This window comes from Kitasatospora sp. NPDC058046 (genome assembly GCF_042885595.1).
GTDB lineage: Bacteria > Actinomycetota > Actinomycetes > Streptomycetales > Streptomycetaceae > Kitasatospora.
Map to the genome: position 1 here is coordinate 55734 of NZ_JBHVRS010000016.1, position 26298 is coordinate 82031.

The window sequence follows — 26298 nt, forward strand, 5'->3', positions numbered from 1 at the left end:
GCAGTGGGGGAGGGGCCCGTCGCGTCCGCCCAGGTCGGCCGGTGGGCCTGCACGGATTGTCCACGGATATGTACGGACGGCAGTCGTCGGAGCCGCCGGGTCGATAGGCTGGTGTGCGCCCGCGGTCGCTCCGTGGGGGGACATCGGAAGGGGACGACATGTCGACACCAGCCCCGGGTCGTCACGCCGCGCTTGACCAGGGTCCGACGGGCCCGTTCACCTCCCTGCAGCACGCCCTCAGACTGCTGGAGGCGGTCGACCGCCACTCCGACGGAGCCACCCTGGTGGCCCTCGCCCGGGAGACCTCGCTCGGGCTGCCGACCGTGCGCCGGCTCGCCGAGATCCTGGAGGTCGAGGGCTACCTCCAGTGCCAGGACGGCGGTTGGCTGCTGGGCGGCACCTTCGCCCTGCTCGGCCAGCACAACCGGGAGCAGCTGGTGAAGGCCCGGCTCAACCGCAAGCTCGCCGAACTCCGGGACGAGTTGGGCGCCGCCGTGTACTTCACCCGGTACCACGACGGGGAGTTGTCGGTGGAGGCGGTCTCGGCCGCCGACTACGCCCCGGCCGTGCAGGAGTGGGTGGACTTCCGGGCCACCGCGCACGCCAGTGCGATCGGCAAGTGCCTGCTCGGCCAGCTGGACGCGGACGCCCGGCGCGACCACCTCTCCCGACACCCGGTCGCCCGGCTCACCTCCCGCACCGTCGTCGACGCCGACCAGCTGATGCACCGGCTGGAGCGGCAGCCGGCCACGGTGCCGGTGCTGGACATCCAGGAGTACGCGCTGGGCACGGTGTGCGCGGCCGTGCCGATCACGGCGGGCAGCACGGTCGGCTGCCTGGCCACCTCGATGCCGGCGGACAACATCCACAAGCTGAAGGCCGCCGCCGAGCTGCTGGCGGCCCGGGCGGCGCCGCTGATGCTGGCGATGGCGGTCTGACGGCGGGGCGGCCGTCGCGCGCGTGACGTCGGGGAGGCCCTGCCGGGAGACCGGTGGGGCCTCCCGCGTTTCCCGCGTTTCCCCACGGTGTCCGGTGTCGTCCGGCGGCGTCCGGCCGTGCGCGTCGCCCGACGGCGCGCGTCACTTATTAGACTCGATGTCGATAAGGGGCGCCGAACCCCTTGTCCCGATGGCTACCCGCGAGTACGTTTCCCTGGAGCCGAGCCGCCGCCCCCAGGTCAGGAGGGCCTGCCATGCCCCGTTCCACCCCCGTCCCCGCCCTCGCCGCGCCCGCCGCACGCGTGCACGAGAGCCTCGTGCTGGAGCCCCGGGACGTCCGCTTCGACTGGTCCCGGCTGCCGCTGCACTGGATCCCGGACGAGCCGATGGCCACCCACGTCATCAACGTGCTGCACCTGCTGCTGCCCGAGGGCGAGCGGTGGTTCGTCAAGGTGTTCAAGGAGGCGCTGCCGCTCATCCGGGATGAGCAACTGCGCGAGGAGGTCCTCGGGTTCATCGGCCAGGAGGCCATCCACGCCGAGGCGCACCAGGAGGTCCTGGACCACCTGCTCGGCCAGGGGCTCGACCCGCGGCCGTACGTCCGGCAGATCTCCTGGCTGTTCCAGCGCGTCCTCGGCGACAAGCCGGGGCTGTCGCCGGCCCGGCAGCGCGAGAACGTCATCGAGCGGGTCGCCTTCATCGCGGCGATCGAGCACTTCACCGCCTTCCTCGGCAACTGGGCGCTCAACTCCCCGGGCCTGGACCGCGCCAAGGCGGACCCGACGATGCTGGACCTGCTGCGCTGGCACGGCGCGGAGGAGGTTGAGCACCGCAGCGTCGCCTACGACCTGATGGTCCACCTGGATCCGGGCTACCTCCGCCGGGTGCGCGGAATGGCCGTCTCCGGGCCGCTGCTGGTCCACCTCTGGGTGCGCGGCGCCCGGTTCCTGCTCGCCGCCGACCCCACCCTGGCGGGGCGGCTCAAGCCCACCTGGCGGGAGGCCGGCCGGATCGCCAAGCGCGGACTGCTGCCGGACCCGGTCAAGTCGGTCCGCTCCGGGCTGCGCTACCTGCGGCCGGGCTACCACCCGACCCAGGAGGGCTCGTCCAGCCAGGCGCTGGGCTACCTCGCCGCCTCCCCGGCCGCCCGCGCGGCCGCCGGGCGCGGCTGACGCGGGCGACAGCCCCCTCTCCCCCCTCACCCCAAGGACCCCGCCGGATGGACCCGCTCGCCCCGCCCCCCGACCTCTACGGCCGCCCCCGCGCCGACGGCTTCATGCGCCGGCTCACCGCCTTCGGCGACCGCTACTCCCCGGCCCTCGGCAGCCCCCTGCTGCGCCGCAACCCCCGGCGCCCGCTCAGCCGCCCCACCCCGCCGCTCCAGTTGGTCGTCGCCGAACGCCGCCGACCGGCCGCCGACGTCGTCGAGTTGCGACTCGCCGACCCCTCCGGCGGCCCGCTGCCCGGCTGGCAGCCCGGCGCCCACCTGCGCCTCGTCCTGCCCTCCGGCCGCGAGCGCCACTACTCCCTCAGCGGCGACCCGGCCGACCGCGCCGCCTACCGCATCGCCGTCCGGCGGCTGCCCGAGGGCGGCGGCGGGTCCGTCGAGGTCCACGACGCCCTGCACCCCGGCACCCGGCTCACCGCCCGCCGCCCGCGCAACGGCTTCGCCTTCTGCGCCGAGCCCGCCGTCCTCCTGCTGGCCGGCGGCATCGGCATCACCCCGCTGCTCCCGATGGCCCGCGAGGCGCAGCGGCACGGCCTGGACTGGCGCCTGGTGCACGTCGGCCGCAGCGCCGACACCCTCCCGTACACGGACGAGCTGCGCGCCCTCGACCCGCACCGGGTGGTGCTGCGCACCGACGACGAGCACGGCGGCGTCCCCACCGGCGCCGAACTGCTCGCCCACGCCCCGCGCGGCGCCGCCGTCTACTGCTGCGGCCCGGCCCCGATGCTCTCCGCCGTGCAGCGCGCCCTGGACGGCTCCCCGGCCGCCTCCCTGCACTTCGAGCGCTTCGGCGCCGCCCCGGTCACCGACGGCGAACCGTTCGCCGTCCGACTCGGCACCGACGGTCCGACCCTCGACGTCCCCGCCGACCGCTCCGCCCTGGACGTGCTGCGCGAGGCCCGTCCGGACCTCCCGTACTCCTGCCACCAGGGCTTCTGCGGCACCTGCGAGGTCCGCCTGCTGGCCGGCTCGCCCGACCACCGGGACCGCAGGCTCACCCCCGAGCAGCGCGCCGCCGGCGCCCTGCTGCCCTGCGTCTCCCGGGCCGCCGAGGGTGAGACCCTCGTGCTCGACCTCTAGAAGGAGCTCCGCCATGGCGAAAGCGACCCCCGCCTTCCGCTACACCGAGCGCGACCTCGCCCGCTTCCGCGAGACCCAGCAACTCGCCTACCACTGCGCCGAACAGGTCGCCGCGTGGATCGAACCCGGCGTCACCGAGCGGCAGACCACCGCCGAGCTGCGCCGCCGCCTGGTCGCAGCCGGGGTGCAGGACTTCTTCCACGTCCCCTTCGCCTGGTTCGGCGACCGGACGGCGTTCCGGCACTTCCACACCCCGCTCCAGTTCTTCGCCGGCAACCGCCGGCTGGAGGAGGGCATGCCGTACGTGCTGGACTGCGCACCCGTGGTGGACGGCTACACCGCCGACATCGGCTACGGCGGCAAGGTCGGCGAGAACCGGGTCTGGGACCGCCTGGCCGCCGACCTGAAGGTCTACCGCGAGCTGATCCTCGCCGAGGTGCGGGCCCGCAGGCCGCTCGCCGAGGTGTACGCCGCGGTGGACGCCCAGATCGCCGCGCACGGCTACGACAACCGCCACCAGGTCTACCCGGGCCGGGTGATCGGCCACCAGGTCACCCGCAACACCGCGCGCGGCCCGGCCGGGGTGAACGTCTTCGGCTTCGGCGTGCGCACCCTCCAGACCCTCGGCCGCGAGCTCGTCACCGAGCGGCTGCACGGCCGTTCGCCGCTCTGGGCCGACGGGCGGTCGTCGCGGCACGCGCCCACCCCGGGGCTGTGGGCGGTCGAGCCGCACATCGGCTTCCGGGGCGTGGGCATCAAGTTCGAGGAACTGCTGGTGGTCACCGAGGACGACGCCTACTGGCTCGACGACGACCTGCCGCACGTCCGCCGCTGGACCGCCGCCGCCACCGAGCCGGCCACCACGGAGCCGACCGACACGGAGCCGACCGCCGCCGAGCCGACCACCCTGGAGGCCACCCGATGACGTTCCCGACGAAGCCCCAGGCGCAGGCGAAGCCCCCGGTCCGCCGCCGGACCGTCCACTCCGGCGGCCTCCCGCTCGCCGTCTTCGAGCAGGGCGACCCGGCCGCCCCCACCGTCCTCCTCGTGCACGGCTACCCCGACACCCACACCGTCTGGGACGACATCGCCGCCGACCTCGCCCGCGACCACCACGTGGTCCGCTACGACGTGCGAGGCGCCGGGGAGTCGGCCGCCCCCGCCGACCGGTCCGGCTACCGCCTGGAGCACCTCGCCGAGGACCTGTTCGCCGTCGCCGAAGCCGTCAGCCCCGACCGCCCGGTGCACCTGCTCGCCCACGACTGGGGCTCGATCCAGTCCTGGGAGGCCGTCACCGCACCCGGCGCCGAGCGCCGGATCGCCTCGTACACCACCCTGTCCGGCCCCAGCCTGGACCACATGGGCCACTGGCTGCGCCACCGGCTGCGCCGCCCCACCCCCCGCCACCTGGGGCAACTGCTCCACCAGGGCCTGCACTCCTGGTACATCACCGCCTTCCACCTGCCCTACCTCGCCCCCGGCGTCTGGCGCCTCGGCCTGGCCCGGGCCTGGCCGAGGGTGCTGCGCGACCTGGAGCACGTCACCCCGCGCGCCGACCACCCGCAGCCCACCCTGCGGCGCGACGCGGTCCGCGGCATCGAGCTGTACCGGGCCAACTTCCGCCCCACCCTGGGCAGTCCGCGCGAGCGGCCGACCGAGGTGCCGGTCCAGCTGATCACCCTCACCCGGGACCGGTACGTCGGCACCTACCTCTCCGAGGGGCTGGAGCGCTGGGCGCCGAACCTGACCCGCAGGACGCTGCACGCCGGCCACTGGTCGGCGCTGCTGGAGAAGGGAGCCACCGTGGCCGGACTGGTCCGCGAGTTCACCACCCGCACCGACGAGGGCCGGGCCCGCCCCGAGGAGGGCGACGGCCGGCTGGTCGTGGTCACCGGCGGCGGCAGCGGCATCGGCCGGGCCACCGCGCTCGCCTTCGCCGAGGACGGCGCCCGGGTGGTGGTCTGCGACCTCGACCTCGCGGCCGCCGAGCGCACCGCCGAACTGGCCTCGCTGATCGGCCCGCAGGCGCACGCCTACCGGGTGGACGTCTCCGACGGCGCCGCGGTGGACGCCTTCGCGCAGACCGTCGCGGCCGAGCACGGGGTGCCCGACGTCATGGTCAACAACGCGGGCATCGGCCACTCCGGGACGTTCCTGCAGACCACCGAGAAGGAGTGGCAGCGGGTCCTGGACGTCAACCTCTGGGGCGTGATCCACGGCTGCCGCGCCTTCGGCACCCTGATGGCCGACCGCGGCCGGGGCGGCCACATCGTCAACGTCTCCTCCGCCGCCGCCTACCTGCCGTCCAAGGCGCTCACCGCCTACGCCACCAGCAAGGCCGCGGTGTTCATGCTCTCCGACTGCCTGCGCGCCGAGTTCGTCGGCCACGGCATCGGCGTCTCCACCATCTGCCCCGGCATCGTCAACACCAACATCACCCGCACCTCCACCTTCTCCGCCACCACCTCCACCGAGCAGGCCGCCAAGCAGGCCCGCGCCGCGAAGCTCTACGCCCGCCGCGGCTTCCCCCCGGAGAAGGTCGCCACCGCCATCGTGACCGCCGTCCGCACCGGCAGGCCCGTCGTCCCCGTCACCCCCGAGGCCAAGGCCGCCCGCTTCCTCTCCCGCCTCAGCCCCGGCCTGCTGCGCCTCGCCGCCCGCCTCAACATCACCTGACCGGGTGAACAACGGCCGATCGGGCCCCGTGGGGCCTGCGATATCGGATACGGTCGAACCCGATATCGCAGACCCCGCTTCGCTCGGGAGGTTGGTCATGGCCCGTACCGTGATGGACATCAACGACGACCTGCTGGCCGAGGCTGCGGAGATCTTCGGTACGACGACCAAGACCGCCACCGTCAACGCCGCTCTCGAGGATGCGGTGAAGCGTCGCAAGCGCCAGGTCTTCACGACCTGGCTCGAGGACGGTGGGCTGCCCGATCTCACCGGGCCGGTGGAAAAGGGTGAGTGAGCGCTCCACCGAGTGGGTCGTCCCGCCGGGGTCGGCGGACTGAGCGACGGCCGCTTGACGAGGTCCCTCCGGGGCTGTGAGAGCATCGAGGCCCATGGAGATGACAACGGCCCTGTGGTCCTTCGCCCTCGTCGTGGGGCTGCTCACGCTCACGCCCGGGCTCGACACGGCGCTGGTCCTGCGGACCTCCGCGTTGGGGCGGCGCCGGCAGGCGTGGGGCGTCGTGCTGGGGATCCAGACCGGGACGCTGATCTGGGGGACGCTGACCTCGGCCGGGGTGACGGCGCTGCTCACCGCCTCGCAGGTGGCGTACGAGGTCCTGCGGTGGGCGGGCGCGGCGTACCTGGTGTGGATGGGCATCGGGATGCTGCGCAACCGGGGCGGTGAGGCGGCGGCCGAGGAGGAGCCGGAGGACGGCGGGTTCGCGCACGGCTGGCGGCGGGGCACGCTGACCAATCTGCTGAACCCCAAGGTCGGGGTCTTCTACGTGGCCGTGCTGCCGCAGTTCATCCCGGTCGGCGTCCCGCACTTCGCCGCCGGTGTGGCGCTGACCTGCGTGCACGTCGTGGAGGGCCTGCTCTGGTCGACCGTCCTGGTGGGTTTCGCCCGGGTGCTGCGCGGCTGGCTGCGCCGGCCGGCCGCCCGGCGGCTGATGGACCGGGTGACCGGCGCCGTGGTGGTGGGCTTCGGCGTGAAGCTGGCGCTGACCGACTGAGGCGGGACGGCCCGGCCGCTCAGCGGCCGAGACGCTTCAGTCCTTCCATGAGTTCGTCCGCGTTCATGCAGATGTGCAGGTCGACGGTGGCGTTCAGCTGGGTCCAGAACGGCTCGGCGATGGACGGCAGCGAGGCCTCGTCCGGGACGTCGACGACCATGACCATGCCGCGGCTCCCGTTGCGGTTGAGGAAGTAGGCCGCCTCCGGCTTCAGTTGGGCCAGTATGCGCTGGACCCCTTCGGCCATCGTTCCGTCGCTGATCAGCTTGTTCGAGGCCGCGGTGTCGATTTCGACCTCCAGCAGGGCGCGCATGGTGCCCGCTCCTTCCCCGGGCTCGGGGCGAGTCCGCAACTCCAGCCTCCCGCCGCGCCGGTGGCCACGCAACGTGAGCGGTGCCGGAGCCGCTCCCGGCTCAGGCCGCGTGGGTGCGGGGTGCCGGGCCGCCGGCCGCGCCGCCCCCGTCACCCTCCGTCTCCGTGCGCGACAGGTCGTGGTGGATCGGCCCGTCCGAGGCGCTCAGTGGCAGGCAGCTGCCGCCGCGCCGGTGGGCGACGATCTCGGCGGCGACCGAGACCGCCGTCTCCTCCGGGGTGCGGGAGCCGAGGTCCAGGCCGATCGGGGAGCGCAGCCGGGCCAGTTCGGCCTCGGTGAGCCCCGCCTCGCGGAGCCGGGCGGCGCGGTCCCGGTGGGTGCGGCGCGATCCCATCGCGCCGACGTAGCCGACCGGCAGTCGCAGGGCGCGTTCCAGCAGCGGGATGTCGAACTTGGCGTCGTGGGTGAGCACGCAGAGCACGGTGCGTCCGTCGATCCGGCCGAGTTGGGAGTCCAGGTAGCGGTGCGGCCAGTCGACCACCACCTCGTCGGCCTCCGGGAAGCGGCGGGCGGTGGCGAAGACCGGCCGGGCGTCGCAGACGGTCACGTGGTAGCCGAGGAACTTGCCGATCCGCACCACCGCGGCCGCGAAGTCGATCGCCCCGAACACCAGCATCCGCGGCGCGGGCACGTACGACTCGACGAAGCAGGTGACGGTGCCCCGGCCGTGTTCGTCGCAGGGGCGGCCGTCCAGGCCGAGCACCAGCCGACCGGTGCGTCCGGCCTCCAGCATCGCCCGGGCCCGCACGACGATCGCCCGCTCGAGGGCGCCGACCGTCGAGGGGGTGGGTGAGAGCGCGCCGGCCACGCCGTCCGCGGTGACCGCCAGGGTGGCCCCGACCAGCCCGCCCGGTCCGCCCGCCCCGCCCGGTCCGGCGATCACCCGGACCAGGGCCACCGGTGTGCCGGCCGCGATGTGCGCGATCCCGGTGTCCAGCCCGGCGTCGGCCCCCGGCACCACCGGCTGGACGAACACGTCCAGGACGCCGCCGCAGGTCAGACCCACCGCGAAGGCGTCCTCGTCGCTGTACCCGAAGCGTTCCAGCACCGGCTCGCCGCTCGCCAGGGCGGCCCGGCACAGCTCGTACACCGCGCCCTCGACGCACCCGCCGGAGACGCTGCCGACCGCCTCGCCGTCCGCGTCCACGGCCAGCGCCGCCCCGGGGTCGCGCGGAGCGCTGCCGGAGACGCCGACCACGGTGGCCACGGCGAAGGAGCGCCCGGACGCGTGCCAGGCCCGCAGCTGCTCGGCGATGTCCTGCATGGGGGAGGCTCCTTACACGGTTTCGACAGTAGCGGGAGACGCCGCCGTACGGGAAACGATCCCGTACGGCGGCGGTGGCACCCGAGGCGGTCCTGCCCGACGCGGGCGCGAACAGGGCGAAGGCGCCCGGGTGCCTAGTGCACGCCCAGCCAGGACTTGACCGGGGTGATCGCGAAGTACACCACGAACACCGCGGTGAGGATCCACATCAGCACCCCGGGCTCGCGCCAGCGCCCCAGCCCGGCCTTGATGACGGTGTACGAGATGACGCCGGCCGCGACGCCCGCGGTGATGCTGTACGTGAACGGCATCAGCACGCAGGTGAGGAAGGCCGGGACGGCCACCTCGCGGTCGGACCAGTCGATGTGCCGGGCCTGGCTCATCATCATCGAGCCGATCACGACCAGGGCGGCCGAGGCGACCTCGACCGGGACGATCCCGGCGATCGGCGAGAAGAACAGCATCAGCGCGAACAGGGCGCCGGTGACGGTGGAGGCGAGTCCGGTGCGGGCGCCGTCGCCGACGCCGGTGGCGGACTCGACGAAGACGGTCTGCCCGGAGGCGCCCGCCAGGCCGCCGACCGCGCCGCCCGCGCCGTCGATGAACAGCGCCTTGGACAGTCCGGGCATCCGGCCGTGCCGGTCGGCCAGTCCGGCCTCGGTGCCGACGCCGATGATGGTGGCCATCGCGTCGAAGAAGCCGGCCAGCACCAGGGTGAACACGGCGACCGAGGCGCTGATCGCGCCCATGCCGTGGCCGCCGAACGCGCCGAACAGGTCGACGTGGCCGAACAGGCCGAAGTCCGGTGCGGAGACGGGGCTGCCGGGCCAGACCGGCACCGAGTTCCGCCAGGCCCCGGCGGGCACGTGGGCGGCCCGGTTGACGATCACCGCGAGCACGGTGCCGCCGGCGATGCCGAGCAGGATCGCGCCGCGGACGCCGCGCGCCATCAGCACGAAGATCGCCAGCAGGGTGACGCAGAAGACCAGCACCGGCCAGCCGGACAGCTCGCCGGTCGGGCCGAGCGAGAGCGGGGTGGGGCCGCCGGTGTGCATGAACCCGGCCTTGTAGAGGCCGATCACCGTGACGAACAGGCCGATGCCGATGGTGATGGCGTGCTTGAGCGGCAGCGGGATGCCGTTCATGATCCGCTCGCGCAGCCCGGAGACGACCAGCAGCACGATCAGCAGGCCGTAGATCACGCACAGGCCCATGGCCTGCGCCCAGGTGGTGTGCGGGACGACCAGCGCGGAGACCGCGCCGGAGACGGAGAGCCCGGCGGCGAGGGCGAGCGGCACGTTGCCGACCAGGCCCATCAGGACGGTGGTGACGGCGGCGGCCAGCGCGGTGGCGGTGGTCAGCGCGGCGGGGTCCAGTTTGGCGCCGGTGGCGTCCGCGCCGCTCAGGATGAGCGGGTTGAGCAGGATGATGTACGCCATCGCCATGAAGGTGGTGACCCCACCGCGGAGTTCGTTGGCGAGGGTCGATCCCCGGGCCGAGATCTTGAAGTAGGCGTCCAGTGCGCCGGTGGGGCGCGGGGCTTCCTGGGGCGACGTGCCGGGTTCGTTCCCGGCGGGTCCGTCCTCGGCGGGTCTGTCTTCGGTGGTGCCGGGCTCCGTGGGGATTCTGGTCATGTCCATCCCAAGTGTCAAAGGGGGTTGGGGTGGGCGAGCCGACCTGACCGCCGGTCAACGAAGCGGCGTAGGGGGACGTATCGACTCACGGGGGCACTCATGAGCAGCGGGGGAGTGCCCGCGGTGCATCAGAGGGTGTGGTGCATCAGAGGGTGGTGCGCACCGCTGCGGGCCCCGGCGTGGGCAGGGCAGCGGGTGTACGGGGACGCCTCCGGGGTGGCGGGGACGCCCTAGGGTCCCCGGGGCGGCGGGGAAGACGGTCGCCGCCCCGGGGAGGACGAACTCGGGCCGTCAGAGCGGCCGTTCGGTGGTCAGGTGCTCCGGCCGGACCGGGATCCGGTTGAGCGCCAGCCCGGTGGCGTTGCGGATGGCGGCCACGATGGACGGCGTCGCCGAGACGGTCGGCGCCTCGCCGACCCCGCGCAGCCCGTACGGGGCGTTGGGGTCGGGCAGTTCGAGCACCTCCACCGGGATCGGCGGGGTGTCCAGGATGGTGGGGATCAGGTAGTCGGTGAAGGAGGCGTTGCGCACCTTGCCCTCCCGCACGATGATCTCCTCCATCACCGCGAGGCCCAGCGCCTGGGTGCAGCCGCCCTGGATCTGGCCGACCACGGAGAGCGGGTTGAGCGCCTTGCCGACGTCCTGGACGGCGGTGAGCTCGACCACCTTGACCAGGCCCAGCTCCACGTCCACGTCCACCACCGCGCGGTTGGCGCAGAAGGTGTACTGGACGTGGCCGAAGCCCTGGCCGGTCTCCTTGTCGAAGGCCTGGGTGGGCCGGTGGTGGTGCTCGCGGGTCTGCTCGACGGCCTCGTCGCCGAGCAGGTCGACGATGGAGACCAGCGCGCCGGCGCTCTTCGACACCACCTTGCCGTCGGCCAGCACCAGGTCGTCGTGGGTCCAGCCGTAGCGCCGGCGCCCCTTGTCGAACAGCTCCCGGCGGACCGCCTCGGCGGCCAGCTTCACCGCCCCGCCGGTCATGTACGTCTGGCGCGAGGCGGAGGTCGAACCGGCCGACCCCACCTCGGTGTTGGCCGGGTGGATGGTGACCTGCTCGACGCCCAGCTCGGTGCGGGCGATCTGGGCGTGCACGGTGACGCCGCCCTGGCCGACCTCGGCCGCCGCGGTGTGCACCATGGCGACCGGCTCGCCGCCGATCACCTCCAGCCGCACCCGGGCGGTGGAGTAGTCGTCGAAGCCCTCGGAGAAGCCGACGTTCTTGATGCCGACCGAGTAGCCGACGCCGCGGACGATCCCCTCGCCGTGCGAGGTGTTGGACAGCGCGCCGGGCAGCCGGCGCACGTCCAGGTGCTCGGTGTCCAGCGGCGGCGGCAGCGGCATCTCCTTGGCCCGCCGCAGTAGTTCGGCCACCGGCGCGGGGGAGTCGATCTGCTGGCCGGTGGGCATGAAGTCGCCCTCGGACATCGCGTTGAGCTGCCGCAGTTCCACCGGGTCCATGCCCAGTGCGGCGGCCAGCTTGTCCATCTGCGACTCGTAGCCGAACGCCGCCTGCACCGCGCCGAAGCCGCGCATCGCCCCGCAGGACGGGTTGTTGCTGTACAGCGCGATGGCGTGCATCCGCACGTTGGGGATCACGTACGGGCCGTGCCCGAGCGAGGCCGCGTTGCCGACCACGGCGGGGGAGGCGGAGGCGTACGCGCCGCCGTCCAGCACGATCCGGCAGTCGGCGTAGACCAGCCGGCCGTCCCGGGTGGCGCCGTGCTCGTAGTGCATCCGCGCCGGGTGGCGGTGGACGTGGCCGAAGAAGGACTCGTCCCGGGAGTAGACGATCTTGACCGGCTTGCCGGTGTGCTGGGCCAGCAGGCAGGCGTGGATCTGCATCGACAGGTCCTCACGGCCGCCGAACGCGCCGCCCACGCCGGCCAGGGTCAGCCGGACCTTCTCCTCCGGCAGGTCCAGCACCGGCGCCATCTGCTGGCGGTCGACGTGCAGCCACTGGGTGGCGATGTAGAGGTCGATGCCGCCGTCCTCGGCGGGCACCGCGAGGCCGGACTCCGGGCCGAGGAAGGCCTGGTCCTGCATGCCGACCTCGTAGTCGCCGCTGACGACCACGTCCGCCAGCGCCCGCACCTCGTCGGTCACGCCGCGGCCGGAGACCAGCCGCTGCTCGTGGCAGATGTTGCCGTACGCGTGGGACTTGTACTCGTGCGGCTCGTGCACGTACCCGTACGTCTCCGGGTCGAGGCACTGCTCCTCGGTGACGATCGGGGTGAGCACCTCGTACTCGACCGCGATCTTCTTCACCGCCCGGCGGGCCGTCTCCGGGTGGTCGGCGGCGACCAGCGCGATCGCCTCGCCGTGGTAGCGGATCCGGTCGATGGCCAGGACCGGCTGGTCCTGGATCTCCAGGCCGTAGTACTTCGAGCCGGGGATGTCCTCGTGCGTCAGCACCGCGTACACCCCGGGCACCTTGAGCGCCTCGGAGACGTCCACCGAGAGGATGTTCGCCCGGGGGTGCGGCGAGCGCAGCGCCGTGCCCCAGAGCATGTCCTCGTGCCACAGGTCGGAGGAGTAGGCGAACTCGCCCCGGACCTTCAGGTTGCCGTCCGGGCGCAGCGGCGAGCCGCCGATGCCGTCCTTGGCCGCCTGGTTGATGTTCTGCAGGTTCTTCTGCCCCTGGATGGTCCGCGCGCTCATGCCGCGCCCTCCGTCCCCGCGCACGTGCGGGCCGAGGCCAGCCGCACCGCGTCCATGATCTTCTCGTAGCCGGTGCAGCGGCACAGGTTGCCGGACAGCGCCTCGCGGATGTCGTCGTCGCTCGGCTGCGGGTCCTCGGCCAGCAGCGCGTCGGTCTGCACCAGCAGGCCGGGGGTGCAGAAGCCGCACTGGACGGCGCCGGCGTCGACGAACGCCTGCTGGACCAGGCCCAGTTCGCCGTCCTCCGTGCCCAGGCCCTCGACCGTGCGCACCTCGCGGTCCTGCACCTGGCCGGCCGCGACCAGGCAGGAGCAGACCGGGAGGCCGTCCAGGTAGACGGTGCAGGAGCCGCACTCGCCCTGCTCGCAGGCGTTCTTCGAGCCGGGCAGGCCGACCCGCTCGCGCAGCACGTACAGCAGGCTCTCGCCCTCCCACACGTCGTCGGCCTCGACGGGCCTGCCGTTGGCGGTGAAAGTGACCTTCATGCCGCGCTCCTGATCTGCTTGCCGTAGTCGTTCCAGGTCCAGGTGAGGGTGCGGCGGGCCATCACGGCGAGCGCGTGCCGGCGGTAGTCGGCGGTGCCGCGGACGTCGTCGATCGGCGAGGCCGCGGCCTTCACCAGCTCGCCGAAGCGCTGGACCACCTCGGCTCCCAGCAGCTCCCCGGACTCCCACAGCCCGCGCTCGGCGAGCACGCCCTGGAGGTACTCCTCGGCCTCGACGGCGCGGCGCGGTGTGGGGGCGGCCGAACCGATGCCGGTGCCGACGGTCCCGTTCCGCGGGTGCAGGGCGAAGCCGAACGCGCAGACCGCGATCACCATGGCGTTGCGGGTCCCGATCTTCGAGAACTGCTGCGGCCCGTCCGCCACCGGGATGAGCACGGCCCGGATCAGCTCGTCGGCCTCCAGCAGGTTGCGCTTCACCCCGACGTAGAAGTCGTCGATCGGGATCAGCCGGGTGCCGCGCACCGAGGCCGCCTCGACGAACACGTCCCGCCCGGCCGCGAGCAGCGCCGGGTGCGAGTCGCCGGCCGGGGAGGCCGCGCCGAGGTTGCCGCCGACGCTGCCGCGGTTGCGGATCTGCGGCGAGCCGACGGTGTGGGCCGCCAGGGCCAGCCCGGGCAGCGGACCGGACAGCTCCGAGATGATCCGGGCGTACGGGACCGCGGCGCCGAGCCTCACCACCTCGCCGTCGTTCGACCATTCGGCGAGTTCGGTGATGCGGTTCAGGTCGAGAATCGCGGATGGCCGGTGCACGTCGAAGTTCAGCTCGACCATGACGTCCGTGCCGCCCGAAACGGGCAGCGCGGTCGGGTACTCGGCCTTCGCCGCGAGTGCCTCGTCCCAGGTGGCGGGCCGAAGGAACTCCATGCGGGTGTCTCCTCAAGTCGTCGCCCGCCGGGTGCCCGGCGGCGTGTCGCCCAGTGAACCGCCGCGACGCGGCCCGCTGGCAGTCACCGATGGCATGAAGCCCCGGCTGTGAGCCCGCCCGGCATCCTGTACGTTCCTCTAAGGAGGAGAACCTCGCAGCCCAGGTGTCCGCCGGGTGCTACCTACGACCGTAATCCGGCCGTGACGCGCGGGCTACGGACCCGGGCGGACGCCCGGCCGGACAGGCCCTATCGTTACCCCTTCACCCTCCCCCCAAGCCCCCGTTAAGGAGTCCGCGGATGCGCGTCCGTGACCTGCTCGCCCCCGGCGCCCCGCGACTGCGCCTGCTCGCGGCCGAGGAAGAGCTGGACCGGCAGGTCAGCGGTGTGATGACGACGGACCTCCAGGACCCGGGCCGCTACCTGCACGGCGGCGAACTGGTGCTCACCGGCATGCTCTGGCGCACCGTCCCGGCCGACTCCGAGCGCTTCGTCCGCACCCTCGCGGCCGGCGGCGCGGTGGCCCTGGCGGCCGGCGAGGCCGAGGTCGGCCCGGTGCCCGAGGACCTGGTCGAGGCCTGCCGCCGGCACCGGATGCCGCTGCTCGCCGTCCCCGACGACATCGCCTTCGGCACCGTCACCGAGTTCATCGGCCGCCAGGTCTCCGCCGACCGCGCCGCCGACCTCGCCGCCCTGGTCGACCGGCACCGCCTGCTGGTCTCGGCGGCCGGCGGCGGCGGACTGGACGCGGTGCTCGACCTGCTCGGCGGCGACCTCGACCTGGACTGCTGGGTGCTCACCCCGACCGGCGCGGTGATCGCCGGCCCCGCCGACCGGCTCTCCGCCCAGGACCGCGACCAGCTGGTCCGCGCCCACCTCGCCGCCCAGCGCCAGCGCCGCCGCCCGCCGCACCGGGCCCGGCTGGCCGCCGGCTCCTTCTCGCTGCTGCCCGCCCCGGCCTCCGCCGAGCACGACGAGCCGCCGGCCGGCGGCGGCCTGCTGGCCGACTGGGTGCTGGCGGTGGCCGGCGACGTCACCGAGTGGACCACCAAGCGCCAGCAGCTCGCCGAGAACCTGGCCCGGCTGGTCGCCGCCGAGCGCCACCGCCGCGACGAGGGCCGCCGGCTGCGCCGCCGCCTCGCCGACGAACTGCTCGCCCTGCTGCGCCGCGACGCCGACCCGGCCGAGGTCGGCCGCGCCCTGTACGCCTCCTCGGCGATGGCCGCCCGCTACGAGGGCCCCGGGGCCAAGTCCCAGGCGGAGGACGGCTCCTGGCTGGTGCTCAGCGCCGAGGGCACCGGCCTGCCGGAGGGCGCCGTACGGGCGGTGCTGGAGGAGGCGCTCGGCGGCGCCTCCGACCGCGCCCTGGTCGCCGGGACGGGCACCGGCGCCGTGGTGGTGCTGCCCGTCCTGGACGCCCCGGTGCCCGCCGACGCCCTGCGCGAACTGCTCGCCCCGCTGGAGGCCGGGCTCGGCTCGGAGGGCCGGATCACCCTCGGCGTCTCCGCCCCCGCGGCCGGGGCCGGCGGCCTGCGCGGCGCCCTGGAGGAGGCCCGGCACGCCCGCCGGATCGCCGCCTCCCGGGTCGGCCGGGTCTGTGTCGCGGGCCCCGAGGAGCTCGCCTCGCACGTCCTGCTGCTGGCCGCCGTCCCGGACGAGGTGCGCCGCGCCTTCCGCAGCCGGCTGCTGGACACGGTGATCGCGTACGACATCGAGCACCAGGCGGACCTGGTCCGCACCCTGGAGGCCTTCCTGCGCTCGGACGGCTCCTGGACCCGCTGCGCCGCCCAACTGCACGTCCACGTGAACACCCTGCGGTACCGGATCGGCCGGATCGAGGAGCTGACCGGGCGTGACCTCTCCCGGCTGGAGGACCGGGTGGACTTCTACCTGGCGCTGGAGCTGGCCTGACGCCGCGTCCGGACAAGCGGAAGGGCCCGCCGCGACCTCGGTCGCGGCGGGCCCTTCCCGTACGGTTCGCTGTCGCCGGCCGGCCTACTGGACCGGGATGACCGAGGTCAGCCACTGGAAGGCGGCGGGGACCATCTTCTTCCACTGCTCGGTGGTGTGCGGGCCGGTGCCCTCCTCGACCTGGACGGTGGTCGGGGCCTTGGCCGCGGCGCGGATCGCCTCGCCGTCCTCGTAGCCGTCGCCCTTGGAGCCGCTGACCAGCAGGGCGACCTTCGGCGGCTGCGGGGCGGTCTTCAGGATGTTGACCGGGTTGTTGGCCTCGCGCAGCTTGGCGTCCTTGCCGACCAGGGAGTCCGGCTCCTGGGCCGGGTCGTTGTAGCCGGACATCGCGATGGCGGCCCGGTACCGGTTGGGGTGGGCCAGCGACAGCTTGGCCGCGCAGTGCGCGCCGGCCGAGTAGCCGGCGATCGCCCAGCGGTCCGCGGACGGGTCCGCGCGGAAGTTGTCCAGCACCATCTGCGGGACGTCGCGGGTGACCCAGGCGTCGGCGTTGATCTTGCCGGGGATGTCGGTGCAGCCGGCGTCCTGGTTGTTCAGCAGCTTCGTGCGGGGCGAGACCAGGATGAACGGGGCGACCTTGCCCTGCTGCATCAGCGGCTTGAGCTGCTCGGAGACCTTGAGGGTGCCGTACCAGGTGGAGGAGGAGCCGGGGTAGCCCGGGATCAGCTCGACCACGGGGAACTTCTTGTCCTTGAACGCCGGGTCGTTGTACTGCGGCGGCAGCCAGACCAGCACCTCGCCGTCGACCCCGGACACCTGGCCCTTGAGCTCGGTCCGCTGCACGTCGTTCGGGACGAGCGGGTCGTTCACGCCGCCGAAGCTCTGCTTGACCTTCTGCGGCTCCTTGGCGGGCTCGGCGCCCTGGCCGCCGGCGGCGGCCGCGGCCGGGTCGACCGGCGCCACCACGGGCACCGCGCGGACGTGGTTGCCGGTGCCGAGCAGGTCGTCCCAGTTGCCGTAGATCAGGTTGGCGTTGTTGACCATCACGAAGACCATCAGGACGGCGGTGACCTGGCAGAACATGATCATGACGATCCGGGTGAGGTAGCGTACCGGCTGCGGGCCGCCGACCTTCCCCCAGAACAGCAACGCCACTGTGATGGACACCGGCACCAGGATGACGGTGAGGAGGAAGAATGGCGTACCTGTCAGTTCCATCGAGTTCTCGTATCCGGGTCGCACGCCGCCCGGGGCCCACTCGCCCGAACGCACGTCAATGGCATCAGACGGCGATGGACCGGTGATCGGTTGCCGTCCGAATCTGTGCGGAACCTGAGAGGAACATCACTTTCTTGTGATGAACCGCCTTCGGATCGGCGCCTAGTCTGCCACCCGAACGGACGTCGTCCGGACCAGATGTTCAGCGAACTACCAGGAAAGGTCCCCCGGGGCACCTTACCTCCCAGGCCGTTCGCGCTGCCGGGCGAGGCGGTGCGATACCGCGCGGCACGGGCAGGGAGACTATGGGGATGAGCATCACCCGCTTTCGCCCGTCCCACCGCCTCTGGCCCGCGTGTGCCGTCCTGGCACTCGCGGTCGCCGTGGCCGGTTGCAGCAGTACTGGAGGCAGACGCGCCGAGGAGGCCCGCGCCAAGGCCGCGGCCACCGGCGGCGGCGCCGTCTCGACTCCGCGCTGGAAGGTCGCCATGGTGACCCACGCCGGAGCCGGCGACGCCTTCTGGGACACTGTGCGCAAGGGCGCCGAGCAGGCCGCCGCCAAGGACAACATCACCTTCCTGTACTCCAACGACGCGCAGACCCAGAACCAGGTCCAGCTCGTCCAGGCCGCCATCGACCAGAAGGTCGACGGCCTGCTGGTCACCCTCGCCAAGGGCGACGCGATGGCGGACGTCCTCGGCAAGGCCAAGGCCGCCGGCATCCCCGTGATCACGATCAACTCCGGCCAGGAGTACTCGCAGAAGTTCGGCGCGCTGACCCACATCGGTCAGGACGAGTCCACCGCCGGCCAGGCGGCCGGTACCGAGCTGGCCTCGCGCGGCCGCAAGAACGTGCTCTGCGTGATCCACGAGCAGGGCAACGTCGGCCAGGAGCAGCGCTGCTCCGGCGCCCAGTCCAAGTCCGGCGGAGCCTTCCAGGTGCTCTACGTCAACGGCGTCGACATGCCCGACGCCCGCGCCGCGATCTCCGCCAAGCTGCAGGCCGACCCGTCCATCGACACCGTGCTGACCCTCTCCGGCCCGATGGCCGCCACCGGCCTCCAGGCCGTCCAGGACGCTCACCGCACCGTCGAACTGGACACCTTCGACCTGGGCACGCAGGTGGTGTCCGGGCTCAAGTCCGGCAGCGTCGGCTTCGCCGTCGACCAGCAGCCCTACCTCCAGGGCTACACCGGCGTCGACCTGGTCTGGCTGTACAAGTACAACCTGAACATGCTCGGCGGCGGCAAGCCCGTCGAGACCGGTCCGCAGATCCTGACCAAGGACAACGCCGACGCGCTCGCCGAGTACGTCGCGAGGGGGACCAGGTGAGCACCCCCGACCTCCTCGCCCACGACGGCCTGGTCGACGGCCGTCCACCGGCCCTGCGGCGGCTTCTCGCCCGCCCCGAGCTGGGCTCGCTGATCGCCGCCGTCGCGGTCTTCACGGTCTTCGCCGTCGTCGCCGAACCGTTCCTGCGGGTCTCCTCGCTGGGCACCGTGCTGTACGCGGCCTCCACCATCGGGATCATGGCGGTGCCGGTCTCGCTGCTGATGATCGGCGGCGAGTTCGACCTGTCGGCCGGCGTGCTGGTCACCACCGCCGCGCTGACCTCCTCGATGGTCTCGTACCAGTTCACTGCGGTGACCTGGGTCGGCGTGCTGGTCTCGCTGGCGACCACGCTGGCCATCGGCGGGTTCAACGGCTGGATGCTCGGCCGCACCAGGCTGCCCAGCTTCATCGTCACGCTCGGCACCTTCCTGATGCTGACCGGCGCCAACCTGGGCGTCACCAAGGCGATCTCCGGCACCGTCTCCACCAAGTCGATCTCCGACATGGAGGGCTTCGCCGCTTGCCGCTGGCTGTTCGCCTCCGAGGTGACCGTCGGCGGGCTGACCGTCAAGGCCACCGTCTGGTGGTGGCTCGGCCTGCTCGTGGTCGGCAGCTGGGTGCTGCTGCGCACCCGCTTCGGCAACTGGATCTTCGCGGTCGGCGGCGACGCGGACGCGGCCCGCGCGGTCGGCGTGCCGGTCGCCCGGACGAAGACCCTGCTGTACCTGGGTGTCGGCTTCGGCGCCTGGGTGCTCGGCCAGCACCTGCTGTTCTCCTTCGACACCGTGCAGTCCGGCGAGGGCGTCGGCAACGAGCTGATCTACATCGTCGCGGCGGTCATCGGCGGCTGCCTGATCACCGGCGGCTACGGCTCGGTGGTCGGCTCCGCGCTCGGCGCGCTGATCTTCGGCATGGCCAGCAAGGGGATCATCTACGCCCAGTGGAACCCGGACTGGTTCAAGTTCTTCCTCGGCGCGATGCTGCTGCTGGCCGCGCTGCTGAACGCCTACGTCAAGCGCCGGGCCGAGCGGGGGCCGCGATGAACACGGACCTCACGGGGGCCGCGACGAACACGGAAGCCATGGGTACCGAACTGCTCTCCCTCGACGGCGTCGGCAAGAGCTACGGCACCGTCCGGGCGCTCCAGGACGTCTCGCTGACCCTGCGGGCCGGCGAGATCAGCTGCGTGCTCGGCGACAACGGGGCCGGCAAGTCCACCCTGATCAAGATCATCTCCGGGCTGCACCAGCACGACGAGGGCACCGTCACCGTCGGCGGCGAGGCGGTCCGCTTCGACTCCCCGCGCCAGGCCCTGGACCGCGGCATCGCCACCGTCTACCAGGACCTCGCGGTCGTCCCGCTGATGCCGGTCTGGCGCAACTTCTTCCTCGGCTCCGAGCAGGGCATGCGCCGCTGGGGCGGCCTGCGGCTGGACGCCGAGGGGATGCGCGCCACCACCCGCGACGCGCTCGCGCGGATGGGCATCGACCTGTACGACGTCGACCGGCCGATCGGCACCCTCTCCGGCGGGCAGCGCCAGTGCGTGGCGATCGCCCGCGCGGTGCACTTCGGCGCCAAGGTGCTGATCCTGGACGAGCCCACCGCCGCGCTCGGCGTCAAGCAGTCCGGGGTGGTGCTCAAGTACGTCACCGCCGCCCGCGACGCCGGGCTCGGGGTCGTGCTGATCACCCACAACCCGCACCACGCGTACCTGGTCGGCGACCACTTCACCCTGCTCCGGCGGGGCCGGATGGCGGGCAGCCATCCGCGTGCCGAGATCAGCCTCGAACAGCTCACCACCGAGATGGCCGGCGGCTCCGACCTCGCCGAGCTCTCGCACGAGCTGGCCCGACCGTCGCTCTCCGACCCCCGCGGCTCCGCCCCCGGCGGCTCCGGCACCGGGCTCCCCGGTGGCGGAGAATCGGCTTCCGGAGAATCCGACCCCCGAGAACCCGACACCCGTGAGGAGCGTCCGCAGCCGTGACCGGCTCCCAAGGCAGCACCCGGCCACCCGTCCTGCCGACCCTGCTCGGCCTCGGCCCGCGCGCCGAGCGCCGCCGCCGCGCCCTGCCCGCCGGGATACTGCGGCTGCCCACGATCGGTGTCGACATCGGCGGCACCAAGGTGGTCGCCGGGGTGGTGGACGGCGAGGGCAAGGTGCTGGAGAAGCTGCGCACGGACACGCCGCACAAGAGCAAGAGCCCCAAGGTGGTCGAGGACGTCATCGTCGAGCTGGTGCTCCAGCTCGCCGACCGGCACGACGTCCACGCCGTGGGCATCGGCGCGGCCGGCTGGGTCGACGCCGACCGCTCCAAGGTGCTGTTCGCCCCGCACCTCAACTGGCGCAACGAGCCGCTCCGGGAGGCGCTCAGCGAGCGGCTGCGGTTCCCGGTGATCGTGGAGAACGACGCCAACGCGGCCGCCTGGGCCGAGTGGCGCTTCGGCGCCGGGCGCGGCGAGGACCACATGGTGATGCTCACCCTGGGCACCGGCATCGGCGGCGCGGTGGTCCGGGACGGCTACGTGGACCGCGGCAAGTACGGCCTGGCGGGCGAGTTCGGGCACATGCAGGTGCTGCCCGGCGGCCACCGCTGCCCGTGCGGCAACCGGGGCTGCTGGGAGCAGTACTCCTCCGGCAACGCCCTGGTGCGCGACGCGCGCGAGCTGGTCGCCGAGGAGTCGCCGGTGGTGCAGCCGCTGCTGGCCCGGGCGGGCGGCACGGTCGAGGGCATCACCGGGCCGCTGGTCACCGAGGCCGCCCAGGAGGGCGACCCGGTCGCGACCGAGCTGCTCTACGAGGTCGGCACCTGGCTCGGCGTCGGCATCGCCAACCTGGCCGCCGCGCTGGACCCGGGCCGCTTCGTGATCGGCGGCGGGGTCTCCGAGGCCGGTGACCTGCTGCTCGGTCCGGCCCGGGACACCTTCCGCCGCACCCTCACCGGGCGCGGTTTCCGCCCGGAGGCCGCCATCGTGCACGCCGCCCTCGGCAACGAGGCCGGCCTGGTCGGCGCGGCCGACCTGGCCCGGCAGGTGGCGCGGCGCTTCCGCACGATCAAGCGGCGGCGGGTGGAGCGCAGCGCGCTGTAGCGGGGTGGGGGCGCCTGCCGGCTGTTCTCCTGGCGCCCCCGCCCGCCCCGCCAACTACCCGTTGGTAGCGGCGCGGTGTGGTTGTCGGATCATCCCTCCTGTGGAACAACTGAGTTGACGCAGACTCAGGAGGATTCGGATGAGGGCTCTGACCCGTCTCGCACCACCACTGCTGCTCGCCACCGCGCTGGTCTGGTCCGGTGTCGGACCGGCCGGCGCCGCGACCCCGCCGACGAAGGTGCCCGAGGCGGTGGGCCGGGGCGGAGCGGTCGCCACCGTCGACGCCGACGCCACCGCCGCCGGCATCGAGGTGCTGCGCAAGGGCGGCAACGCGGTGGACGCGGCCGTCGCCGCCGCCGCGGCCCTCGGGGTCACCGAGCCGTACTCCTCCGGCATCGGCGGCGGCGGGTACTTCGTCTACTACGACCACGCCACCGGCCGGGTGCACACCATCGACGGCCGGGAGACGGCCGGGCGCACCGCCGACAGCGGCCTGTTCCTGGAGGACGGCAAACCGCTGCCCTTCGCCGACGCCGTCACCAGCGGCCTGTCCGTCGGAGTCCCCGGCACCCCCGCCACCTGGGACGCCGCACTGCGCAAGTGGGGCACCCGCTCGCTCGCCCAGAACCTCGAACCGGCCGAGCGGATCGCCGACCACGGCTTCGTCGTCGACGACACCTTCCGCGGCCAGACCGCCGACAACTACGCCCGGTTCAAGGACTTCCCGGCCACCGCCGCGCTCTACCTGCCGAACGGCAAGCCCCCCGAGACCGGCAGCGTGCTGCGCAACCCCGACCTCGCCGCCACCTACCGGCTGCTCGCCAAGGACGGCGTCAAGGCCTTCTACCAGGGCGAGTTGGCCAAGGACATCGCCAACACCGTGCAGCACCCGCCGGTCGACCCGGCGTCCGGCCGCACCGCCCGCCCCGGCAGGGTCGACACCACCGACCTCGCCGACTACCGGGTCCGCGACCAGGCGCCCACCCACGTCTCCCACGGCGCCTACGACGTCTACGCGATGGCCCCCTCCAGCTCCGGCGGCACCACCGTCGGCGAGGCGCTCAACATCCTGGAGGACGGCGGCGACGTCTCCACGTACAGCGGCACCCAGTACTACCACCACTTCCTGGAGGCCTCCCGGATCTCCTTCGCCGACCGCAACCGCTGGGTCGGCGACCCGGCCTTCAGCGACGTCCCCACCAGGGAACTGCTCTCCGAGCGCTACGCCGCCTCCCGGGCCTGCCTGATCAGCCCGGACCACGCGCTGACCAGCCCGCTCGCCCCCGGCGACCCGCGCCACCCGGCCGCCTGCGCCGACACCGGCCAGGCCGTCCCCGAGCCGTACGAGGGCCCCAACACCACCCACCTGACGGTCGCCGACCGCTGGGGCAACATCGTCTCCTACACGCTCACCATCGAGCAGACCGGCGGCAGCGGCATCACCGTCCCCGGCCGGGGCTTCCTGCTCAACAACGAGCTGACCGACTTCGACTTCACCCCGCTCGCCCCGGGCGTCCCCGACCCCAACCTGCCGGGCCCGGGCAAGCGGCCGCGCTCCTCGATGTCCCCGACGGTCGTGCTGCGCGACGGCGAGCCGCTGCTGGCCACCGGCAGCCCCGGCGGCGCGACCATCATCACCACCACCCTCCAGGTGCTGCTCGGCCGGCTCGACCGGGGCCTGAGCCTGGAGCAGGCCATCGCCGCCCCGCGCGCCAGCCAGCGCAACAGCGCCACCACCCAGGCCGAGCCCGCCTTCCTGGCGCTGCCCGAGCGGGCCGCGCTGGAGGGCCTCGGACACAGTTTCGTCAACGGCGGCGAGATCGGTGCCGCCACCGGCGTGGAACGGCTGCCGGACGGCCGCTGGGTGGCCGCCGCCGAGCCGGTGCGGCGCGGCGGCGGCTCGGCCGCGGTGGTCCGGCCCGCGGGCTGACCGGGCCGGCCTGTCGGTGCCGGGCGGTATGTTCGGGGTGGGCCTCCCTCACGAGGGGCGGCCCACCCCGTCCGTATGCCCGACTGCATGTCCGTCCGCACCGAACCACCGGGAAGGCCGCCCGCCGTGACCGTCCGCATCGCCACCTGGAACATCAACTCCGTCACCGCGCGGCTGCCCAAGCTCCTGGAGTGGCTGGAGAGCGCCAAGCCCGACGTGCTCTGCCTCCAGGAGCTCAAGTGCGCGGCCGACGCCTTCCCGTACGAGGCGGTCCGCGAGCTCGGCTACGAGACGGCCGCGCACGGCAACGGCCGCTGGAACGGCGTCGCGATCGTCTCCCGGATCGGCCTGGACGACGTCGTGCGCGGCCTCCCCGACCAGCCCGGCTACTTCGCCGACGGCGCCCTGCTGCCCGAGGTCGAGCCGCGCGCCATCGCCGCCACCTGCGGCCCGGTCCGGGTCTGGTCGGTCTACGTGCCGAACGGCCGCGAGGTCGGCCACGCGCACTACCAGTACAAGCTGGAGTGGCTGGAGGCGCTGCGCAAGGCCGCCACCGAGGACGCCGCCGGCCCCCGCCCGTTCGCCGTCCTCGGGGACTTCAACATCGCCCCGACCGACGACGACGTCTTCGACGCCGCCGCCTTCGAGGGCCTCACCCACGTCACCCCGGTCGAGCGCGCCGCACTGGCGGCCCTCGACGGGATCGGCCTCCAGGACGTGCTGCCCCGCCCGCTCAAGTACGACCACCCGTACACCTACTGGGACTACCGCCAGCTGGCCTTCCCCAAGAACCGGGGCATGCGGATCGACCTCACCTACGCCAACAAGCCCTTCGTCGAGGCCGTCACCGACAGCTACGTGGACCGCGAGGCCCGCAAGGGCAAGGGCACCTCGGACCACGCGCCGGTCGTGGTGGACCTCGACCTCTGAGCCGCACCGCGTGAGCGCCACTCCGGGTGAGCGCCACGGCTGAGCCCCGCCGCGGGCGTCACGACGGGTCACGGGTCGTAACCCGAACGGTCGTGAGCGCTGGCCGAGCGTGGGGCGCGTCCCTACCGTCGGTGAATGACCGGGTGCAGTTGCTCGACCACGTGGACATGGGAGTCCCCGGCTGCGCCCGAGAATCCCGGAGGTTCCGGTATGCGCCCCATGCGTACGGCCGCCGCCGCCCTGATCGGCGCGACGGCGCTGACCGGCCTGACGGCCCCCCTCGCATCCGCCAGGGACGGTTCCGCGTCGGTCAGCCCGTCCCAGGCCGCACCGGGCCAGACCGTGACGGTCACGGTCTCCTGCGAGAAGTCGGACAAGCCCGACGCCAAGACCATCACCGCCCGCTCCGCCGCCTTCGAGGGCGGGCCGGCGACCCTCACCCTGGGCCCCGACGGCAAGCACAGCGGCTCCGCCCGGCTGGCCGGCCAGCACGCCGGGGACAGCAAGGTCGACGGCACCTGCCCGGACGGCGGGGCCTTCGCCACCAGCGTCACGGTCACCACCGTGGCCGTGCCCGACAGGGGCGGCGACAAGGGCGGCGACAAGAACCCCCAGAAGAACCCGGGTCTCGGCGAGTGGGGCGAGGCCGCGGGGGAGTGGGCCGGTTCGCTCGGGCAGTCCGGCGCCGGCAACCAGCAGGTCGCCCCGCACGGTGCCGTGCAGACCGGCCTCGGCGGTTCGGTCGCGGCGAACCCGGGGGAGCTGGCCGGCGGCCTCGCGCTGGTCGCGGGCGGTGTCGGCGGCTTCTGGCTGCTGCGGAGGCGCGGTGCCTGAAGGCCTCGCGCCCCACTGCGCCCCTGCGCCGCGCCGCTGGATCCCGACGGGATCGGCGGCGCGGCGGCGTGTCGGGACGGCGTGCCGGTTCTCCGGAGCGCCGGTGCGTCAGGCGGTCCGCGGTTCGGCGCCCTCGCGGTGCAGTCGGTCCTGGTGGCGGAGGGTGCCGTCGGCCAGCAGGTACTGGGCCAGCACATAGGTCGCCATGATCCAGAACTGATGGCCCGGCAGCTCCCGCCACTTCGCCAGCTGGGTGGCGATCAGCGTGTCGGAGAGCAGGAACAGCGCCCCGCCCAGCCCGGTCCGCCAGCCCAGCCCGGCCGAGGTGACGGCCGTCGACGCGAGCAGCAGGCTGTAGCCGGCCACCGGGACGCGCAGGTCCCCGAGGTCCGGCCAGAGCTGCCCGACCAGGGCCACCCAGGCCGTCGCGTACGCGGCCGCGACCACCAGGGCCCGGCGGCGGTCGGTGAGCGCGCCGCGCTGGACGAACATCGTCACGTAGCAGACGTGCGCCGCCGCGAACGAGCCCATGCCCGCGAGGAACGCGGGGTCGTTCTTCAGCTGGAGCAGCACGTCGCCGCCCGCGCTCAGCAGCAGCGCCGGTGCCAGCAGCTTCGGCGCCTCCCGCCCGGCCTTCGCGGCCGCCGCCACGCTGTGCGCGGCCAGCAGCGGCATCAGGGCCGGCTTGGTGGCGTTCTGGAGCACCGAGGCGCCGGAGGCGATCGCGCCCAGGTGCGCCGCCGAGGTGGCCGCGAAGCCGCCCAGCAGGCCGGTGGCCGAGCGCAGGCGCGCCCCGAGGCCGACGCGGGTGGTGGTACGGACGGTCAT

At 73.5% G+C, this 26298-nt stretch carries 23 protein-coding genes; 15 read left to right on the forward strand and 8 right to left on the reverse strand.

Annotation, left to right across the window (positions count from 1 at the left end; translation table 11 throughout):
• The first annotated feature begins 158 nt into the window (after positions 1-158).
• From ACFVU7_RS28415 to ACFVU7_RS28445, 7 genes are all read left to right on the forward strand, one after another.
• On the forward strand, positions 159-938 hold the full coding sequence (locus ACFVU7_RS28415; protein WP_074004310.1) for an IclR family transcriptional regulator: 780 nt from the start codon (positions 159-161) through the stop codon (positions 936-938).
• A gap of 254 nt (positions 939-1192) precedes the next feature.
• Positions 1193-2110, forward strand: a complete 918-nt coding sequence (locus ACFVU7_RS28420; RefSeq protein WP_049657802.1) for a metal-dependent hydrolase — start codon at positions 1193-1195, stop codon at positions 2108-2110.
• Between the two features lie 47 nt (positions 2111-2157).
• Positions 2158-3246 (forward strand): PDR/VanB family oxidoreductase, encoded by a 1089-nt coding sequence (locus ACFVU7_RS28425; RefSeq protein ID WP_117492621.1) that lies wholly within the window; start codon positions 2158-2160, stop codon positions 3244-3246.
• Positions 3247-3259: 13 nt separating this feature from the next.
• On the forward strand, positions 3260-4171 hold the full coding sequence (locus ACFVU7_RS28430) for a M24 family metallopeptidase (RefSeq protein ID WP_388047881.1): 912 nt from the start codon (positions 3260-3262) through the stop codon (positions 4169-4171).
• Entirely contained in the window at positions 4168-5922 is a 1755-nt protein-coding gene (locus tag ACFVU7_RS28435; RefSeq protein ID WP_388047883.1) for an SDR family oxidoreductase, read from the forward strand. The genes ACFVU7_RS28430 and ACFVU7_RS28435 overlap by 4 nt, the downstream gene beginning before the upstream one ends.
• Positions 5923-6019: 97 nt before the next feature.
• Positions 6020-6217, forward strand: a complete 198-nt coding sequence (locus ACFVU7_RS28440; RefSeq protein WP_049654040.1) for a type II toxin-antitoxin system VapB family antitoxin — start codon at positions 6020-6022, stop codon at positions 6215-6217.
• Positions 6218-6311: 94 nt separating this feature from the next.
• Positions 6312-6932 carry a LysE family translocator gene (locus ACFVU7_RS28445; protein ID WP_117492615.1) on the forward strand — a complete coding sequence of 207 codons (621 nt, stop codon included), beginning with the start codon at positions 6312-6314 and terminating at the stop codon, positions 6930-6932.
• 19 nt (positions 6933-6951) lie between these two features.
• On the opposite strand, the gene ACFVU7_RS28450 is transcribed toward ACFVU7_RS28445, so the two are convergent.
• The 6 genes from ACFVU7_RS28450 to ACFVU7_RS28475 all read right to left on the reverse strand — a co-directional run bounded on the left by ACFVU7_RS28450 (position 6952) and on the right by ACFVU7_RS28475 (position 14230).
• On the reverse strand, positions 6952-7245 hold the full coding sequence (locus ACFVU7_RS28450) for a hypothetical protein (protein WP_049654035.1): 294 nt from the start codon (positions 7243-7245) through the stop codon (positions 6952-6954).
• A 100-nt stretch (positions 7246-7345) separates the two neighbouring features.
• Positions 7346-8569: an XdhC family protein gene (locus tag ACFVU7_RS28455; protein WP_388047885.1), complete on the reverse strand. Its 1224-nt coding sequence runs from the start codon at positions 8567-8569 to the stop codon at positions 7346-7348.
• A 134-nt stretch (positions 8570-8703) separates the two neighbouring features.
• A complete protein-coding gene (locus ACFVU7_RS28460; RefSeq protein ID WP_388047887.1) occupies positions 8704-10203 on the reverse strand; it encodes an NCS2 family permease in 1500 nt (499 codons plus the stop codon).
• Positions 10204-10494: 291 nt separating this feature from the next.
• Complete coding sequence (gene pucD, locus ACFVU7_RS28465; RefSeq protein ID WP_198959433.1) at positions 10495-12861, reverse strand: xanthine dehydrogenase subunit D; 2367 nt, start codon at positions 12859-12861, stop codon at positions 10495-10497.
• Positions 12858-13346 (reverse strand): (2Fe-2S)-binding protein, encoded by a 489-nt coding sequence (locus ACFVU7_RS28470; RefSeq protein ID WP_049654030.1) that lies wholly within the window; start codon positions 13344-13346, stop codon positions 12858-12860. Before ACFVU7_RS28470 ends, pucD begins: the two co-directional genes overlap by 4 nt.
• Positions 13343-14230 carry an FAD binding domain-containing protein gene (locus tag ACFVU7_RS28475; RefSeq protein WP_388047889.1) on the reverse strand — a complete coding sequence of 296 codons (888 nt, stop codon included), beginning with the start codon at positions 14228-14230 and terminating at the stop codon, positions 13343-13345. The genes ACFVU7_RS28470 and ACFVU7_RS28475 overlap by 4 nt, the downstream gene beginning before the upstream one ends.
• 299 nt (positions 14231-14529) lie before the next feature.
• Between ACFVU7_RS28475 and ACFVU7_RS28480 the strand changes: the two genes are divergently transcribed.
• A complete protein-coding gene (locus ACFVU7_RS28480) occupies positions 14530-16140 on the forward strand; it encodes a PucR family transcriptional regulator ligand-binding domain-containing protein (protein ID WP_074004317.1) in 1611 nt (536 codons plus the stop codon).
• 84 nt (positions 16141-16224) lie between these two features.
• Here the strand turns inward: ACFVU7_RS28480 and ACFVU7_RS28485 are convergent, their stop codons facing one another.
• Positions 16225-17307, reverse strand: a complete 1083-nt coding sequence (locus ACFVU7_RS28485; protein WP_241853029.1) for an esterase family protein — start codon at positions 17305-17307, stop codon at positions 16225-16227.
• A 362-nt stretch (positions 17308-17669) separates the two neighbouring features.
• On the opposite strand from ACFVU7_RS28485, the gene ACFVU7_RS28490 reads away from it, so the two are divergent.
• The 7 genes from ACFVU7_RS28490 (at position 17670) to ACFVU7_RS28520 (ending at position 25470) form a co-directional block, all read left to right on the forward strand.
• Positions 17670-18689, forward strand: a complete 1020-nt coding sequence (locus tag ACFVU7_RS28490) for a sugar ABC transporter substrate-binding protein (protein WP_049654482.1) — start codon at positions 17670-17672, stop codon at positions 18687-18689.
• A complete protein-coding gene (locus tag ACFVU7_RS28495) occupies positions 18686-19732 on the forward strand; it encodes an ABC transporter permease (protein ID WP_049654484.1) in 1047 nt (348 codons plus the stop codon). The genes ACFVU7_RS28490 and ACFVU7_RS28495 overlap by 4 nt, the downstream gene beginning before the upstream one ends.
• A 38-nt stretch (positions 19733-19770) precedes the next feature.
• Positions 19771-20673: an ATP-binding cassette domain-containing protein gene (locus ACFVU7_RS28500; RefSeq protein WP_234348494.1), complete on the forward strand. Its 903-nt coding sequence runs from the start codon at positions 19771-19773 to the stop codon at positions 20671-20673.
• The gene (locus ACFVU7_RS28505; RefSeq protein WP_049654486.1) at positions 20670-21776 is read left to right on the forward strand and encodes an ROK family glucokinase; all 1107 of its coding nucleotides are present in this window, start codon (positions 20670-20672) and stop codon (positions 21774-21776) included. Before ACFVU7_RS28500 ends, ACFVU7_RS28505 begins: the two co-directional genes overlap by 4 nt.
• A gap of 139 nt (positions 21777-21915) precedes the next feature.
• Positions 21916-23706, forward strand: a complete 1791-nt coding sequence (gene ggt, locus ACFVU7_RS28510; RefSeq protein ID WP_388047891.1) for a gamma-glutamyltransferase — start codon at positions 21916-21918, stop codon at positions 23704-23706.
• Positions 23707-23793: 87 nt separating this feature from the next.
• Positions 23794-24636, forward strand: a complete 843-nt coding sequence (locus ACFVU7_RS28515; protein ID WP_049654497.1) for an exodeoxyribonuclease III — start codon at positions 23794-23796, stop codon at positions 24634-24636.
• A 210-nt stretch (positions 24637-24846) separates the two neighbouring features.
• On the forward strand, positions 24847-25470 hold the full coding sequence (locus ACFVU7_RS28520) for a hypothetical protein (RefSeq protein WP_049654489.1): 624 nt from the start codon (positions 24847-24849) through the stop codon (positions 25468-25470).
• 108 nt (positions 25471-25578) lie between these two features.
• On the opposite strand, the gene ACFVU7_RS28525 is transcribed toward ACFVU7_RS28520, so the two are convergent.
• On the reverse strand, positions 25579-26298 hold the full coding sequence (locus tag ACFVU7_RS28525) for a lysoplasmalogenase (RefSeq protein ID WP_049654491.1): 720 nt from the start codon (positions 26296-26298) through the stop codon (positions 25579-25581).